This window comes from Rhodococcus sp. PvP016 (assembly GCF_017832185.1).
Classification (GTDB): Bacteria; Actinomycetota; Actinomycetes; order Mycobacteriales; family Mycobacteriaceae; genus Rhodococcoides.
Genome location: NZ_JAFIBH010000001.1, coordinates 2,670,081 through 2,684,940, shown reverse-complemented (window position 1 = coordinate 2,684,940; position 14,860 = coordinate 2,670,081). Strand labels below are relative to the sequence as shown.

The window sequence follows — 14,860 nt, the reverse complement described above, 5'->3', positions numbered from 1 at the left end:
CCGTTACGCTCCTCTCATGGCTGACGACAGTCCTGACGAGAGAATCGGAACCGCCGAACGGGAGCGGGCTTTCTCGTTGCTGAGCGAGCATTTCGCTGCAGGACGGTTGGGTTCCTCGGAGTTCGACGAACGGTCGGCTGCCGTATCGGCAGCGGTGACCCGCGGTGAACTGGTTCCGCTGTTCCGCGACCTCCCGGGTGGATCCGCGATGCTGCACTCCGACCAGCCGACGTCAGCCGACTCGAGCCCGGCGATCGCGTCGTCGGGACACGTACCCGCGGTGAGCGGTGGACTGGACTATCGAGCCGTGGCGATGGGCATCATGCCGCTCGCGGCGCTCGTGCTCTTCTTCGTCACCGGGTCATGGCTGTGGTTCCTGGCCGTCCCCGCCGCCGGTGCGATCCTGTATGCGGGCCGCAAGGACGACTCGTGACGGCGATCCGCGCAGCACTCTTCGACGTCTTCGGAACGGTCGTCGACTGGCGCGGCGGCATCGCGTCGTCCACCCGGACCTGGCTCGACGACCATGCGCCGGACCGGACCGACATCGATACCGGAGAGTTCGCGGACAGGTGGCGGGCGAAGTATCAGCCGTCGATGCAGCCGATCAGGGAGGGTCGGCGCGAGTTCACCGCACTCGACGTCCTGCATCGGGAAAGTCTGCTGGAACTTCTGGACGAGTACGCGTTGCCCACCGATGCGGCCGAGGAGCTCAACCGTGCGTGGCACAGGCTTCCACCGTGGCCCGACTCGGTGGCCGGCATCTCGGCGATCCGGGAATCCGTCATCGTGGCACCGCTGTCGAACGGCAACATCTCGCTGCTGCTCGACATGGCGAAGAATGCCGGCCTGCCGTGGGACGCGATCCTCGGGGCCGAGGTGGTGCGGGCGTACAAGCCGACACCCGAGTCCTACCTCCGCACCGCGGCGGTCCTCGACCTGTCACCGGACCAGTGCCTGATGGTCGCCACACACAACGACGACCTCGCCGCTGCGCGTGGGTGCGGACTGCGGACCGCCTTTGTCAGGCGACCTCGTGAACACGGCCCGGAACAGTCGTCGTCCGAGCCGACCGATGACTGGAACTACGTCGTCGACGATCTACTCGAACTCGGAGTCCTACTGCGTCAGTGAATGATCCGCTCGTACACGCCCACTTCGGAACCCGTCTCCCACTCGCCGAGCCCGGCGAAGGTGGACAGCACGCGCTCGTGGTTCCAGTCCTCGTCGACATGGATCTCGTGCGGATTGCCCTCGATCTCGTGCTGGGGGTAATGGACGATCGGAATGGAGAGGTACACCGCGCGGCGCGCCGCAGCAGAGCACTTCTCCCACAGAGCGAGTGCGTCCGCCTCGGTCATGTGCTCGGCGACGTCACCGATGATCACCACGTCCGCAGACGGTAGGTCGACCTTGCGTGCATCACCGATGACGATCTCGTCGTAATAGTCGTGCAGTCGGTACGTGTCGACGTACGGCTGCCAGATCTCGACGCCCGTGATGTACGAGACCGCAGGCCCGGCAAGCAGTTTGGCGTACGTTCCCACCCCCGGCCCGATATCGAGCACGGTCACCGGGCTGTCGGCCCCCAGCGCGGTCACTCGGTCACGGATCCAGCTCTTACCCTCTGTCGAACTCATCGGCATGGGTTCGTGTGCCCACCGCGGGCATTTCGTAACCGTCGCTGCGGTGGTCGTGGTCGCGGCCGGTCGCCAGATCGCTGCAGTCGACGAGGACGACGTCGGGATTGTCGGCCAGAAATGCCCGCGCTCCCCGGTCTCCGTCCGCGGCGCCGGCCGCCTGCGGCCACCAGTGCCGCGCGAGAACGACGGGGTGTCCGGGCCGGCCATCGAACGTCGCTCGAGCCAGACCCGTGGAGAGCGACGCCTCGACGACGCGTCCGACCACGTCGCCGCCGATATCGGGGGTGTCCACCAGGTGCAGCACCGCCAGGTCGGCGTCGGTCGTCTCACATGCCTGCAGGCCCGCCCGCACCGAGCTGCCCATGCCGGTGCGCCACTCGTCGTTCACCACGGCGTGCGCGCCGGGAGGCATCTCCGGCACCGCGGCACCCACGACGACCAGCACCTCGTCGCACCCGCCATCACGCAGCGCCCGCACCGCCAGGTCCAGCCAGAGCCCGTCGTGCGCCAGGATCTTGGGGGCGCCGTACCGGGTACCTGCACCCGCCGCGAGCACCACGCCGATCGTCGTCATGCGACCACCCTGCACGGGTGGCGACCCCGGCGCCAGTGCGCGTCGAGCACCTCCCGGGCGCCACGTCCCACTTTCCGCACCCACGAGCGGGAACCCGCCCCCAGCGCCCGCGAGTGGAACACCCCGTGCACGTGACGCTCCGCTCGACGCGAAATGGCGCGGGATCCCGCCGAATCCGCCGCCGAGAGGAGCAGAAACTCCACCTCCCGGGCGCCACGACCCACTTTTCGTACCCACGCGCCGGAACCCGCCCCCAGCGCCCGCGAGTGGAACACCCCGCGCCACGCCTACTCCAGCCGCGCCTCGAGCTCGGCGATGCGGTCGAGCAGCACCTTCTCCCGCGCCGCGGCGTCGCGCTCGTACAGCGCCCCCATCCGGCGCACGTAGTCCTGGTCGTAGCGCGGGATGATGCTGCGGGTGCAGTTCCAGTCGATCGCCTCGACGGAGATCACGACGCTGCGCTCGCACCGCGACTCGACGGTGCCGCCGGGCACCTGCCGGAGTCGCTCGAGCAACGCCGGGTCCGCGCTCCCCTCGACCACCGTCGCGCGGCCGTAGATCTTCACGCGCTGGCGACGCGGGTAGTCCACGACGATCAGCGCCACGCGGTCGTTCGCGTCGAGATTGCCGGCCGTCACGTACTGGTTGTTCCCGGCGAAATCGGCGAACGCGAGTGTGTGGTCGTCGAGCACCCGCAGGAACCCGGCCGGCCCGCTGCGGTACTGGACGTAGGGCCATCCGGTCTCGGTGACCGTCGACAGGTAGAACTGGTCCGCGGCGCGGATGATCACCTTCTCCCGGCCGTCGAGTTCGTCGGGACCATCGTCGCCGCGTTCCGTCTGCGCACCGTAGGCCGTGTAGCTGCCCTTCGCGCGCTGCCGCGCCAGCGCCGAGGGTCCGAACACCAGGTGGTGATAGTGGTTGCTCATCACCCCTCACTCTTCACCACGCTTGGCGGATCACCCAATGACCAGCGCGAACCGGTGACCCGACTTTGTGCGGTCTCGACTGGCGGGGTGGCCCCGCATGGCGGAGTCTGATCGCACCGCACTCCGGTCACTCGCCGCCCTGCACCGTCGCAGGGCACCGCCTCAGGCCCTTTCGGCCCTCGCCTGGAACCAGGTCCACTCATGACTGTTCGCTCCGCCGTCACGCGGCGTCACCCCGTCGACGAGGTTCTCCCCGCCCACAAGCTGGCGGCCTACGGGTTCCAGCACGTCGTCGCCTTCTACGCCGGGGCGGTGCTGGTCCCGATCATCATCGGTGGGGCCATCGGCCTCACCAACGAGCAGTTGATCCACCTGATCAACGCCGACCTCTTCACGTGCGGCATCGCCTCGATCATCCAGGCGGTCGGCTTCCGGAAGATCGGTGTGAAGCTGCCGCTCCTGCAGGGCGTCACCTTCGCCGGTGTCAGCCCGGTCATCGCGATCGCGATGGCGAACGGCGGCGGAACTGAGGGCCTGCTGTACGTGTACGGCGCCGTCATCGTGGCGGGCCTGTTCACGTTTCTCATCGCCCCCTGGTTCAGCAGGCTGCTGAGGTTCTTCCCACCGGTGGTGACAGGGACTGTGATTGCCATCATCGGTATCGCGCTGCTGCCGGTGGCCGTCAACGATGCCGTCACCAATCCTGCGACGCACGAACAGGATCCGACGAACGGTCGCTGGATGGCCTACGCGATCGGCACGCTGGTGATCATCGTGCTGATCCAGCGATTCTTCCGCGGCTTCACCGCCACCATCGCCGTGCTGCTGGGACTCGTCATCGGCAGCGCCACCGCGTACGTGTTGGGCGACATGACGTTCGACGGTGTCTCCGAGGCCTCGTGGGTCGGGTTCACCCAGCCGTTCCTGTTCGGTGCGCCCAAGTTCAGTGTCATTGCCATCATCTCGATGATCGTGGTCCTGATGATCACGGCGGTCGAGTCGACGGGCAGCGTCTTCGCGACGGGCGAGATCGTCGGCAAGCGGATCACGAAGGACGACATCGCCGCCACCCTGCGTGCCGACGGCGTGGCCACGGTCATCGGCGGTTCCTTCAACTCGTTCCCGTACACGGCCTTCTCGGAGAACGTGGGCCTGGTGCGGCTGACGCGCGTACGCAGCCGGTGGGTGGTCGCCGCCGCCGGTGTCATCATGATCGTCCTGGGCCTGCTGCCGAAGACGGCGGCGGTGGTCGCGTCCATTCCGTCGCCCGTCCTGGGCGGCGCCGCGTTGGCGCTCTTCGCCACCGTGGCGGTCGTGGGCATCCAGACCCTGTCGAAGGTGGACTTCACCGATCACCGCAACCTCATCATTGTTGCGACCAGTCTCGGCCTCGCCCTGCTGGTCACCATTCAGCCGACCGTCTCGGAGGGTGTCCCGAGCTGGCTCGAGCTGCTGTTCTCGAGCGGCATCGTGCTGGGTGCGTTCACCGCGATCGTCCTCAACATCCTGTTCTTCCACGTGGGTGGCTCGCGCGGGGCGACGGTGGCGGGCTCCCCCGGCGACTCGATCACCCTCGACGCCGTCAACGAGATGAGCCTCGACGAGTTCTCGACGACATTCGGCGACGTGGTGCAGGGATCGGACTGGGTGGTGCGTCGCGCGTACGAGCAGCGTCCCTACGCGGATGCCCACGCGCTGCGGGAGGCGTTCCAGGATTCCCTGCTCGCAGGCACCACGGAGGAACAGGTCGAGCTGATCAGTGCCTTCCCCGATCTGGGCAGCGAGGACGACACGGGTGAGGCGTTCGCCAAGGATCACGTCTCGCTCGCCCACCTCGGCGACGAGGAGCACCGCTCGGTGGTCGACCTGGCCACCGCCTACCGCGATCACTTCGGCTTCCCCCTCGTCATCTGCGCAGCCGAGACCGAGCACTACGACCGTGTGCTGGCCAACGGGTGGTCACGGATGGAGAACTCCCCGGGTGCGGAGCGGTCGTTCGCCATGATCGAGGTCGCGAAGATCGCGAACCATCGGTTCGACGACCTGGTCGCCGATGCGAATCCCATCGCCGCGGCGCGCTTCGGCAGACTGAACGACCTGTCCTGATCCTCACCACAGAAGGGAACGCCCCGTGTTCCTGCACGAAGCACTCGGGCTCGACGGATTCAATCGGCTGTCCGATCGCGCCGCGATGCACGCCTTGTTCGAGTGCTGCTCGTCGTCCATCTGGGCGCGCCGGGTGGCCGCCGGTCGCCCCTTCGACAGCGCCGACGCCCTCCTGGAACGCGCCGACAGCGAGTTGGAGGAACTGTCCGAGACGGAGATCGACCGCGCACTCGACGGTCATCCGCGTATCGGTGCCTCGGTGACCGCCGGCTCGTCGTCGCAGCGCGAGCAGGCCGCGGTGAACGAGGCGGACCAGGGTGTCAAGGACGCGCTCGCGGCGGGGAACCGGACCTACGAGGAGAAGTTCGGCCACGTCTACCTGGTGTGTGCGACCGGCCGACCGGCGACGGAGCTTCTCGCTATCCTCACCGAGAGGCTCGACAACGATCCGGAGACGGAGAGGCGCGTGATGAGAACCGAACTGGCGAAGATCAATCGAATCAGGTTGACCCGCATGCTGACCGAGCGGACCGACCAGTGAGTGTGAGCACCCACGTCCTCGACGCGGTGCGCGGAACACCGGCGACGGGAGTGGGTCTGGCGGTGGTCGACGAGCACGGCGACGTGGTCACCACCGGCATCACCGACGAGGAGGGCCGCGCCAAGGAACTGCTGCCGGACGACGCGGTGGCCGGTGTCTACACACTGGTGTTCGACACCGCCGCGTACTTCGAGCAGTCCGGGACGCAGACCTTCTACCCCGAGGTGTCCATCACCTTCACCGTCCTCGATGTCGATGCGCACCATCATGTTCCGCTGCTGCTGTCTCCGTTCGCGTACTCCACCTATCGAGGAAGCTGACGCCATGACCGACCTGACCGGAAACATCGTCCTGGGAGCAAACCAGTACGGCAAAGCCGAGAACCGAGTGGTGCGCATCTATCGCGACACCGCCCGCCACGAGATCCGGGACATCTCCGTGTCGTCGGCACTGCGGGGTGATTTCTCCGCCGCCCATCTGGTCGGTGACCAGGGCGCCGTCCTGCCGACGGACACGCAGAAGCAGACCGCGTACGCGTACGCGAAGGAGAAGGGCCTGCTGCATCTCGAGTCGTACGGTCTCGATCTGGCACGACATTTCGTCGACGACGTCGAGCCGGTGACGGAGGCTCGGATCGAACTCGAGGAGTACGAGTGGGAGCGCGTCACCGTCGACGGCCGCCCCCACGATCACACCTGGGTGCGCAAGGGCCAGGAGACGCGGGTCGCCTCGGTCACCGTGGCCGACACCGGGGCGGAGCAGAAGACCTGGGTCACCGCGGGTTTCAAGGATCTGATCATCCTGAAGTCGACGGGTTCCGAGTTCGCCGGTTTCCTCGAGGACTCCTACACCGTGCTCGCCCCGACTCATGATCGCGTCATGGCCACCTCGCTCGAGGCCCGGTGGCGCTACACCACCACCGACGTGGCGTGGGACGAGGTGTACGCCGGCGTCAAGGCGGTGATGATCGAGCAGTTCGCCACACTCCAGTCGCTCGCGTTGCAGCAGACACTCTTCGCGATGGGACGCGCTGCGCTGGAGGCATTCCCGTTCATCGCTGAGATCCGGATGAGTGCACCGAACAAGCATCACTTCCTGTACGACCTCGACCGCTTCGGCGTCGAGAACAACGGCGAGGTCTTCCACGCGGACGACCGTCCGTACGGGCTCATCCAGGCGACCGTCGAGCGCGAGGACGCCCCGGGCGCAGGGTCCGCCTGGCGGACCTACAGCGTCGTCGGCTGAGGCCCGAGCACGGCCAACGCGACGAAGACATCGGTGCGGTCCTCCGTCGTCCCCAGATCTCGGTCCGTCAGCGCCTCCACCCGTCCGATGCGGTACCGCACCGTGTTGACGTGCACGTGGAGTGCATCCGCAGTGCGACTCCAGGAACCGTCGTGGTGCAGGTACGCCCGCAGCGTGTCCAGCAGTCCGGCGTCGGTGCGGTGGTCGTGGTCGAGTACCGCGCCGAGCACCCGCCGGGCGTAGGCGGCGCGCAGTCCGTCCGGGACCACCGAGAGCAGGACGGCGGCCGATCCGGTGTCCGCGCTGGTCCGCACTGCGATGCGGTCGGCCGATGCCGCCGCCACCTCACGCGCATGCTGTGCCGACCGCATACATCCGACGAGGGCCGCGGCCTCCACCGCCGTACCCACGCCCACGGCGATCTGTCCGGTCACGGTGTCCTCGAGGCGACGCAGTGCCCGGGCGAGATCGGCGGCCGTGCTGGTGGACGTGCGACCGGGAGGCAACCCGACGACGCCGATCACGAGGTCCCCGCCGGTGATTCCCACACTCACCACACCGTCGACCGAGTCCCGCACCGCGTCGGTGAGCACCGCGGCCAGGACCTCGACCGGCATGTCCGCGGTGGCGGCCAGCGCGACGACGTCTCCTGTCACGTCGACGCCGATCTGTCGAATGCGTTCCAGTGCCTGCTCTCCGGATCCGTCGACGAGGAGCTCGGCCGCGCGGTCGGCCATGGTGCGCAGCACCCGCGCGCCGTCGTCGACGCGCACGCGATCGAGGGCCGCGATGCTCGCCAGCTGACCGAGCGCATCGAGAACCTGCCCGTCCATGCGCTCGTGGTCACCGTCCACGACGAGGTACCACGCGGTCGCGCGGTGACCGAAACTCGACCCGACGGGCAGTACGGATCGCACCGTGTTCTCGGTGACCACGCGGCACGGAAGACCCTGCGCCGCAGTGCGGACGAGAGCGTCCACCACCTCCGTGGTCAGCGGCTCGGCGGACACCACGGGCCGGCCCACCGCGGTGATGATCCGGCAGGTCACGCCGGTGTCGCGCGCCGTCTCGTGTGTGAGATCGGCGAGCGCGCGTCCGTCGGTGACCGCGGTGAGCAGTCGGTGCTGGCGGGCCAGACTGGCGGAGAGCCGCGCCACCCGATCACCGGTCACCCGGCTGGTGACGGCGTCGATGACGTCCGCGAACGCGACCGCCGACGGCACCGCCAGCAGCGGTAGCGAGTACTTCTCGCACGCACGCACCACGTCGTCGGGAACGGAGCCGAACACTTCGTCGCCCGCCGCGAGCGCCACCGCACCCGCCGCGACGACCGACGCCACGAAGGCATCGCTGTCCTCCGGCGCGCGGCGCCACACCATGCCGGTGACGACCAGCTCGCCGCCCACGATGTACCGCGACGGGTCCGGCAGATCGGTCGCGAAGGCCCACCGCACGGTCCGACCGAGTTGGTCGTCGGTCCCGACGAGGCGCCGCAGCGCGAGTTCCGGTACGTCGAGCACGTCCTGGATCAGCACACCCGTTCACCTGCCCGCATCGTCGTTGGAGGATCCGACAGTAGGCGGCGCTCGTTTCGGCCACGTTTCGTCGGCGCGCGCCCTGCGCGGGTGGCCGACACGGTGTTGACTCGGTGACACAGCGAGGACAGGAGTACGACGTGCCGGACCGCATACTCATCACGGGCGCCCACGTGATCACCGTGGATCCCGCCCGTTCCGAGTGGGCGGCGGGCTGGGTCCTGATCGAGGACGGGCTCATCGCGGCGCTCGGCGACGGGACACCGCCGCCACTTCCCGAGGGTCCGGAGATCACCGTCATCGACGGCCGCGGTTGTGTCCTGACTCCCGGCCTGGTGAACACGCACCACCATCTCTATCAGTGGATCACCCGTGGTCTGGCAGCCGACTCGACGCTCTTCGAGTGGTTGACGACGTTGTATCCCGTGTGGGCCGGCATCGACGCCGACTCGGTCCGCGTCGCGGCGACCGGTGGACTCGCCCGGTTGGCCGCGACCGGGTGCACCACCACGACCGACCATCTCTACGTCTTCCCCCACGACGGCGGCGACGTGTTGGGCGCCGAGATCGACGCCGCGAGGACGGTCGGTCTGCGGTTCCACCCGACGCGCGGATCGATGGACCTGGGACACAGTCAAGGTGGCCTGCCGCCGGACAGCGTCGTGGAATCGCTCGATGCGATCCTGGCCGCGAGCAGCGCCGCGGTCGACCGCTGGCACGACCCGTCCTTCGGATCGATGCTACGAATCGCTCTCGCACCGTGCTCGCCGTTCTCCGTCACCGCCGACCTCCTCCGCGAGTCGGCGAAGCTGGCGCGCGAGCTCGGCGTCCGGTTGCACACACACCTCGCCGAGACCTTGGACGAGGAGGAGTTCTGCCGCAGCAACTTCGGCATGACGCCGGTGCAGTACATGGAATCGGTCGGCTGGGTCGGCGACGACGTCTGGTACGCGCACGCCGTGCATCTCGACGACGCCGCGATCGCGACCATGGCGGCCACCGGAACCGGGGCGGCCCACTGCCCCACGTCCAACGCGCGACTGGGCGCCGGCATCGCCCGAGCGCGCGATCTGATCGACGCGCGGGTGCCCCTGGGGCTCGGTGTCGACGGCGCCGCCAGCAACGAGTCCTGCAGCATGCTCGAGGAGGCGCACCACGCGGCGCTGTTCGCACGGGCGCGCGGCGGCCCCCGCGCCATGACCGTGCGCGAAAGTCTGGACCTCGCGACTCTCGGCGGTGCCCGAGTCCTCGGGCGCGAGAACGAGATCGGCTCGCTGGAGGTGGGGAAGCTCGCCGATCTGGCGCTGTGGCGCATCGACGGCGCCGCCCACGCCGGCATCACCGATCCCGTCGCCGCGCTGGTCCTGGGCGACCGGCCGCCCCTCGAACGGCTCCTCGTGCACGGGCGGGTGGTGGTCGAGAACGGGGTGGTGGTCACCGTCGACGAGGAGACGGTGGCCCGCGACGTGGCGGCGGCGCACACGGCGCTGCTCACGAAGGCCGGGCGGTGATCGTGTGGACCTGAACACCGTGCGCGAGGTCGTCCGAGCCCGCACGCGAGACGACCTCTCGGTCATCGACGCCGACACCGCCCTGGTGGCGGGCGGGACGTGGGTCTTCTCGGAACCGCAGGTGGGGGTGCACCGACTGGTCGATCTGACGGGCCTCGGCTGGGAACCCGTCGTCGTCGGCGAGGGGCTCGAGATCGCCGCGACGTGCACCGTGGACACGCTGCGCCGGATGTCGTGGCCGCCCCGGTGGCCGGACCTCGAGTCGCTGGTGGCCCTCTGCTCCGACGCGTTGCTCGCGTCGTTCAAGGTGCAGCAGTTCGCCACGGTCGGCGGGAACATCGCCCTCGGACTGCCCGCGGGATCCATGACCTCCCTGTGTTCGGCGCTCGACGGCGTCGCGGTGATCTGGACCCCCGACGGTCACGAGCGGCGCGTCCCCGTCGCCACGCTGGTGACCGGACCCCAGCGCACGTCGCTGGCACCGGGCGAGGTGATACGCAGCATCGACATCGACGACGCGGTGCTGCGCTCCCGATTCGCCTGTCGCAGAATGTCCTTGGCGCCTCGCGGGCGCTCCGGCGCCGTCGTGATCGGTCGCCGGGACGCCGACGGATCGTGCGTCCTCACCGTCACCGCGTCGACGCGCCGTCCGCACCAGCTGCGACTCGAGGCAGTGCCGCACGCCGAGGACGTGGCCGCGCTGCTGGACACCGCGATACCCGCCGACCAGTGGTACGACGACGTGCACGGGGCACCGGACTGGCGACGCCACGTCAGCGCTGTTCTGGCACAGGAGATCTGCGAGGAGCTGTCATGAGAGTGGGAGTCAACGGGGAGACCGTCGAGATGTCGCCGCGACCGGGCCAGTGCCTGCGCACGGCTCTGCGCGACATCGGACGGTTCGAGGTGAAGAAGGGCTGCGACGCGGGCGACTGCGGCGCGTGCTCGGTGCTGCTGGACGGTGCCGCCGTCCAGTCGTGCATCGTTCCGGCCTACCGCGCCGAAGATCGGGAGATCACCACGGTGGCCGGACTCGGCACGCCGGACGACCTGCATCCGGTGCAGCAGCGCTTCGTCGACGCCGCCGGATTCCAGTGCGGGTTCTGCACGGCCGGCATGATCGTCACCGCCGCCTCGCTCACCGACGAGCAGACCGAGGATCTGGACACCTCGCTCAAGGGAAACCTGTGTCGCTGCACCGGGTATCGGGCGATCACCGACGCGGTCACCGGTGTGCGCACCATCGAGAAGTCCACCGAGGGACCGGCGTGCGGACGCTCGGTCGCCGCACCGGCCAGCGCCCACGTCGTCACGGGAACGGAGCCGTACACGCTCGACGTCGCGATGCCGGGCCTGCTGCACCTGTCGGTGCTGGGGAGCCCCCACGCCAGTGCGCGCATCGTCTCGATCGACACGTCGGCCGCGCTTGCCGTCGAGGGTGTGGTCGCGGTGCTCACCCACGAGGACGCGCCGCCCGTCGCCTTCTCCACCGCACGCCACGAGTCACGGGACGACGATCCCGACGACACCCTCGTTCTCGACCGCGAGCTCCGCTACGTCGGGCAGCGGGTGGCGGCGGTGATCGCCGAGTCGGTGGCCGCCGCGGAGGAGGGCAGACGGCGCCTCCTCGTCGAGTACGAGGTGCGGCCCGCCGTGCTGCATCCCGTGGACGCGCTCGCACCGGGAGCCCCGATCGTCCACGCCGGCAAGGGTCCCGAGGCCAGGATCGCAGATGTCGAGCGCAACATCGTGGCCGCGGTGAGCGGTGCGACCGGCGATGTCGACGCGGGCCTGGCGGCCGCGGACGCGGTGGTGACGGGGACGTGGCGCACCGCCCGCGTGCAGCACACCCACCTCGAGACGCACGGTGCGATCGCCTGGTTCGCCGAGGACGGGCGCCTCACCGTCCGCACGAGTTCGCAGGTCCCGTTCCTCGTGCGGGACGAGCTGTGTCACATCTTCGACCTCGATCCCGACACCGTGCGGGTGTTCACGACGCGGGTCGGCGGCGGGTTCGGTGCCAAGCAGGAGATGCTCACCGAGGATCTCGTGACGCTCGCCGCTCTGACGGTGCGTCGACCGGTACAGCTCGAGTTCTCCCGTGCCGACCAGTTCACCGTCGCGCCCTGTCGGCATCCCATGGAGGTGTCGGTCACCGCAGCGGCCACGGCCGACGGCACGCTCACCGCGCTGACCCTCGACGTGCTGAGCGATGCCGGCGCCTACGGCAACCACAGCCCCGGTGTGCTGCACCACTCCACCGACTCGATCGCCCTCTACCGCTGCGCGGCCAAGCGCGTCGAGGCGAGAGCGGTGTACACGAACACGATTCCGTCCGGCGCGTTCCGCGGGTACGGCGTCGGACAGACCGGCTTCGCCGTCGAGTCGGCGCTCGACGAGTTGGCGCACCGGTTGCACATCGATCCGCTCGAGTTCCGGCGTCGCAACGTCGTCGTGCCGGGTGATCCGTTCGTCGCCGCGCACGTCCTGGACGGCGACCTGCTCTTCGGCAGTTACGGACTCGACCAGTGCCTCGATCTGGTGGACGAGGCACTCGCCGAACCCGGATCGCCGGCGCCCGACGGATGGCAGGTGGGCGTCGGCGTGGCCATCGGCATGAACGCCACCGTGCCGCCGCGCGGCCATGTCTCCGACGCGTCGATCACCGCCCTGCCCGGAGCGCGCTACCTGGTACGTGTCGGCACTGCCGAATTCGGTAACGGCACCACGACGGTGCACGGTCAGATCGCGGCGTCGATCCTGAACACGACCGTCGATCGCATCGAGATCGCGCAGTCGGACACCGATGTCACCTCCCACGACACGGGCGCCTTCGGGTCGGCTGGAACGGTGGTGGCCGGCAAGGCCGTCGCGCTCGCCGCGGAGTCGTTGCGCGAGCGCATCATCGGTGCTGCGTCGACCCTGACCGGATCGCTGCCGACGCAGGGCGTGCTGGGCCCCGAGGGCGTCACGGTGGACGGCGCACTGTGCTCCCTCGACGAGATCGTCGCGGCCCACGACGGACCGTTGGCGGCGGACGGGTACCACGGCGGATCGCCCCGCTCGGTGGTGTTCAACGTCCACGGCTTCCGGGTGGCGGTCGACCCCGGGAGCGGCCGCGTCGCGATCCTGGACTCCGTGCAGGCCGTCGACGCCGGCACGGTGATGAATCCGGTGCAGTGCCGTGGGCAGGTGGAAGGTGGTGTGGCGCAGGCGTTGGGCGCGGCACTGTACGAGGAGATGCGGCTCGACGAGACGGGGCACGTGACCACCGCGTCGCTACGGAACTATCACATCCCGCAACTCGCCGACGTTCCGACGACCCGAGTGCTGTTCGCGGACACCTACGACGCGCTCGGGCCGCTGGGTGCCAAGTCGATGAGCGAGTCTCCGTACAACCCCGTCGCGCCGGCGTTGGCCAATGCCGTCACGGACGCCGTCGGCGTGCGGCCCCGCGAACTGCCGATGTCGGCGGACCGCGTCTGGAGGATGCTGCAGCGCGATCAGGAGTCGTAGAAGGTCTGCAGGATGATGGTGCTGCGGGTCTGCACGTTGGCAGTGGTCCGGATCTGCTGCAGGAGCCGCTCGAGATCCCGCGGTGACGCGACGCGCACCAGCAGCACGTAGCTGTCCTCCCCCGCCACGGAATGGCACGCCTGCACCTCGGGAAGCGGTCGCAGACGCGCGGGCGCGTCGTCGGGCGCCGTCGGATCCAAGGGAGTGATGGCCACGAACGCCGACAGTGGCTGGCCGATGGCCTCCCGGTCGACGCGTGCGGTGTATCCGAGGATCACACCGGACGATTCGAGCCTGCGCACCCGTGACTGCACGGCCGAGACCGAGAGACCCGCCCGCTCGGCGAGGTGAGCGAGAGTCGCGCGGCCGTCGGTGATCAATTCCTCCACCAGTACGCGGTCGGTGGCGTCCAGATCGTCCGAACGGACGGACTTGCCTCGTGCACCGGTCATGGGCGCAAGCCTGCCACGTCCCGATCGAGGAGCGTCAGGCGAACAGTGGGGGCATGGCGAAGACCATGACCGTCGACCACGCGACGTGCGTCAGGATCGGCGCGAGAATACCGCCGGACGCCCGGCGTTCGAGTCCCAGCACGAAACCGAGGGTGATGGCGGCGAAGCCGAGCATAGGGTTGCCCGTAGCCAGCGTGGCGATGGTGTAGACGATCGTCGAGATGACGACCGGTCGCTTCACGCCGATGGCCGAGAACAGAGCGCCGCGGAAGAAGATCTCCTCGGCGACCCCGTTGAACAGCGTGATGAAGACGATGAGCGCGAGTGGTCCGACGCGAGCGTGATCGAGCACGTTGGCCGTGAAGTCCCGCAGCGGCGGGATCTCCCGCACGACCAACGCGCCGAGGATGAACACGCCACCCGCGGCGAGACCGATCGCGATCGGCGTGATGATCGGCCGCCGCAGAGTCCCGCGGAAGTTGATGCGGCCGAGGTGCAGTGGCCCGGACAGGAACCCGCCGACGATCCACACCAACGCCAGGGCGATGGTCAGCGTGTAGAACATGGGGTCGCCGGGCTCGGTCGACAGCGACACTCCCAGCAGCGTCGCGCCCACGACGAGCACGACCGCCACGATGATGCGCCGCCGTAGGAAGGCGCGATCGGTCTCGTGATGGTCGCGGTCGACCTTGTCCACCAACGCGTTGCGCACGATGGATTCGGCCCTCATCTGCCAGGACACCATGAAGTACTCCTCCGGCTCGTCGAACCTGTCGGTCGTGTCGGAACTGCGGTCTGTGAACGAGAG

The 14,860-nt window shown here is 68.9% G+C and carries 15 protein-coding genes; 9 read left to right on the top strand and 6 right to left on the bottom strand.

The window, feature by feature from the left end:
* Positions 1 to 16: 16 nt before the first annotated feature.
* Both JOE30_RS12585 and JOE30_RS12580 read left to right on the top strand, forming a co-directional pair.
* Entirely contained in the window at positions 17 to 433 is a 417-nt protein-coding gene (locus JOE30_RS12585) for a DUF1707 domain-containing protein (RefSeq protein ID WP_204867030.1), read from the top strand.
* Positions 430 to 1,134, top strand: coding sequence for a haloacid dehalogenase type II (locus JOE30_RS12580; RefSeq protein ID WP_307806160.1), 705 nt, complete (start codon positions 430 to 432; stop codon positions 1,132 to 1,134). Before JOE30_RS12585 ends, JOE30_RS12580 begins: the two co-directional genes overlap by 4 nt.
* Here JOE30_RS12580 and JOE30_RS12575 read toward each other — a convergent pair.
* The 3 genes from JOE30_RS12575 to JOE30_RS12565 form a co-directional block, all read right to left on the bottom strand.
* Entirely contained in the window at positions 1,128 to 1,640 is a 513-nt protein-coding gene (locus tag JOE30_RS12575) for a bifunctional 2-polyprenyl-6-hydroxyphenol methylase/3-demethylubiquinol 3-O-methyltransferase UbiG (RefSeq protein ID WP_204867028.1), read from the bottom strand. The two genes, JOE30_RS12580 and JOE30_RS12575, sit on opposite strands and share 7 nt — an antisense overlap.
* Entirely contained in the window at positions 1,621 to 2,217 is a 597-nt protein-coding gene (locus JOE30_RS12570) for an NTP transferase domain-containing protein (RefSeq protein ID WP_204867027.1), read from the bottom strand. The genes JOE30_RS12575 and JOE30_RS12570 overlap by 20 nt, the downstream gene beginning before the upstream one ends.
* 287 nt (positions 2,218 to 2,504) lie before the next feature.
* The gene (locus JOE30_RS12565) at positions 2,505 to 3,149 is read right to left on the bottom strand and encodes a pyridoxamine 5'-phosphate oxidase family protein (protein WP_204867026.1); all 645 of its coding nucleotides are present in this window, start codon (positions 3,147 to 3,149) and stop codon (positions 2,505 to 2,507) included.
* A 198-nt stretch (positions 3,150 to 3,347) separates the two neighbouring features.
* On the opposite strand from JOE30_RS12565, the gene JOE30_RS12560 reads away from it, so the two are divergent.
* The 4 genes from JOE30_RS12560 to pucL are packed head-to-tail and all read left to right on the top strand — an operon-like array spanning position 3,348 to position 7,038.
* Positions 3,348 to 5,252 (top strand): solute carrier family 23 protein, encoded by a 1,905-nt coding sequence (locus tag JOE30_RS12560; RefSeq protein WP_204867024.1) that lies wholly within the window; start codon positions 3,348 to 3,350, stop codon positions 5,250 to 5,252.
* A gap of 31 nt (positions 5,253 to 5,283) precedes the next feature.
* The gene (uraD, locus tag JOE30_RS12555) at positions 5,284 to 5,793 is read left to right on the top strand and encodes a 2-oxo-4-hydroxy-4-carboxy-5-ureidoimidazoline decarboxylase (RefSeq protein ID WP_204870332.1); all 510 of its coding nucleotides are present in this window, start codon (positions 5,284 to 5,286) and stop codon (positions 5,791 to 5,793) included.
* The gene (gene uraH / locus JOE30_RS12550; RefSeq protein ID WP_204867022.1) at positions 5,790 to 6,113 is read left to right on the top strand and encodes a hydroxyisourate hydrolase; all 324 of its coding nucleotides are present in this window, start codon (positions 5,790 to 5,792) and stop codon (positions 6,111 to 6,113) included. Before uraD ends, uraH begins: the two co-directional genes overlap by 4 nt.
* A gap of 4 nt (positions 6,114 to 6,117) precedes the next feature.
* Positions 6,118 to 7,038: a factor-independent urate hydroxylase gene (pucL, locus tag JOE30_RS12545; RefSeq protein ID WP_204867021.1), complete on the top strand. Its 921-nt coding sequence runs from the start codon at positions 6,118 to 6,120 to the stop codon at positions 7,036 to 7,038.
* Here pucL and JOE30_RS12540 read toward each other — a convergent pair.
* Positions 7,020 to 8,573, bottom strand: coding sequence for a PucR family transcriptional regulator ligand-binding domain-containing protein (locus tag JOE30_RS12540; RefSeq protein ID WP_204867019.1), 1,554 nt, complete (start codon positions 8,571 to 8,573; stop codon positions 7,020 to 7,022). The genes pucL and JOE30_RS12540 overlap by 19 nt on opposite strands.
* Before the next feature lie 113 nt (positions 8,574 to 8,686).
* Here JOE30_RS12540 and JOE30_RS12535 point away from each other — a divergent pair, with 113 nt between their 5' ends.
* Genes JOE30_RS12535 through JOE30_RS12525 form a run of 3 tightly spaced genes read left to right on the top strand, consistent with a single transcriptional unit; the run spans position 8,687 to position 13,600 of the window.
* On the top strand, positions 8,687 to 10,084 hold the full coding sequence (locus JOE30_RS12535) for an 8-oxoguanine deaminase (RefSeq protein ID WP_307806159.1): 1,398 nt from the start codon (positions 8,687 to 8,689) through the stop codon (positions 10,082 to 10,084).
* 4 nt (positions 10,085 to 10,088) lie between these two features.
* Complete coding sequence (locus JOE30_RS12530) at positions 10,089 to 10,901, top strand: FAD binding domain-containing protein (RefSeq protein ID WP_204867018.1); 813 nt, start codon at positions 10,089 to 10,091, stop codon at positions 10,899 to 10,901.
* A complete protein-coding gene (locus JOE30_RS12525; protein ID WP_204867017.1) occupies positions 10,898 to 13,600 on the top strand; it encodes a molybdopterin cofactor-binding domain-containing protein in 2,703 nt (900 codons plus the stop codon). The genes JOE30_RS12530 and JOE30_RS12525 overlap by 4 nt, the downstream gene beginning before the upstream one ends.
* Here the strand turns inward: JOE30_RS12525 and JOE30_RS12520 are convergent.
* Together JOE30_RS12520 and JOE30_RS12515 are read right to left on the bottom strand one after the other, a co-directional pair.
* Positions 13,588 to 14,052 (bottom strand): Lrp/AsnC family transcriptional regulator, encoded by a 465-nt coding sequence (locus JOE30_RS12520; RefSeq protein WP_027503691.1) that lies wholly within the window; start codon positions 14,050 to 14,052, stop codon positions 13,588 to 13,590. The genes JOE30_RS12525 and JOE30_RS12520 overlap by 13 nt on opposite strands.
* Before the next feature lie 34 nt (positions 14,053 to 14,086).
* The gene (locus tag JOE30_RS12515) at positions 14,087 to 14,797 is read right to left on the bottom strand and encodes a CPBP family intramembrane glutamic endopeptidase (RefSeq protein ID WP_056447710.1); all 711 of its coding nucleotides are present in this window, start codon (positions 14,795 to 14,797) and stop codon (positions 14,087 to 14,089) included.
* Positions 14,798 to 14,860: the final 63 nt, after the last annotated feature.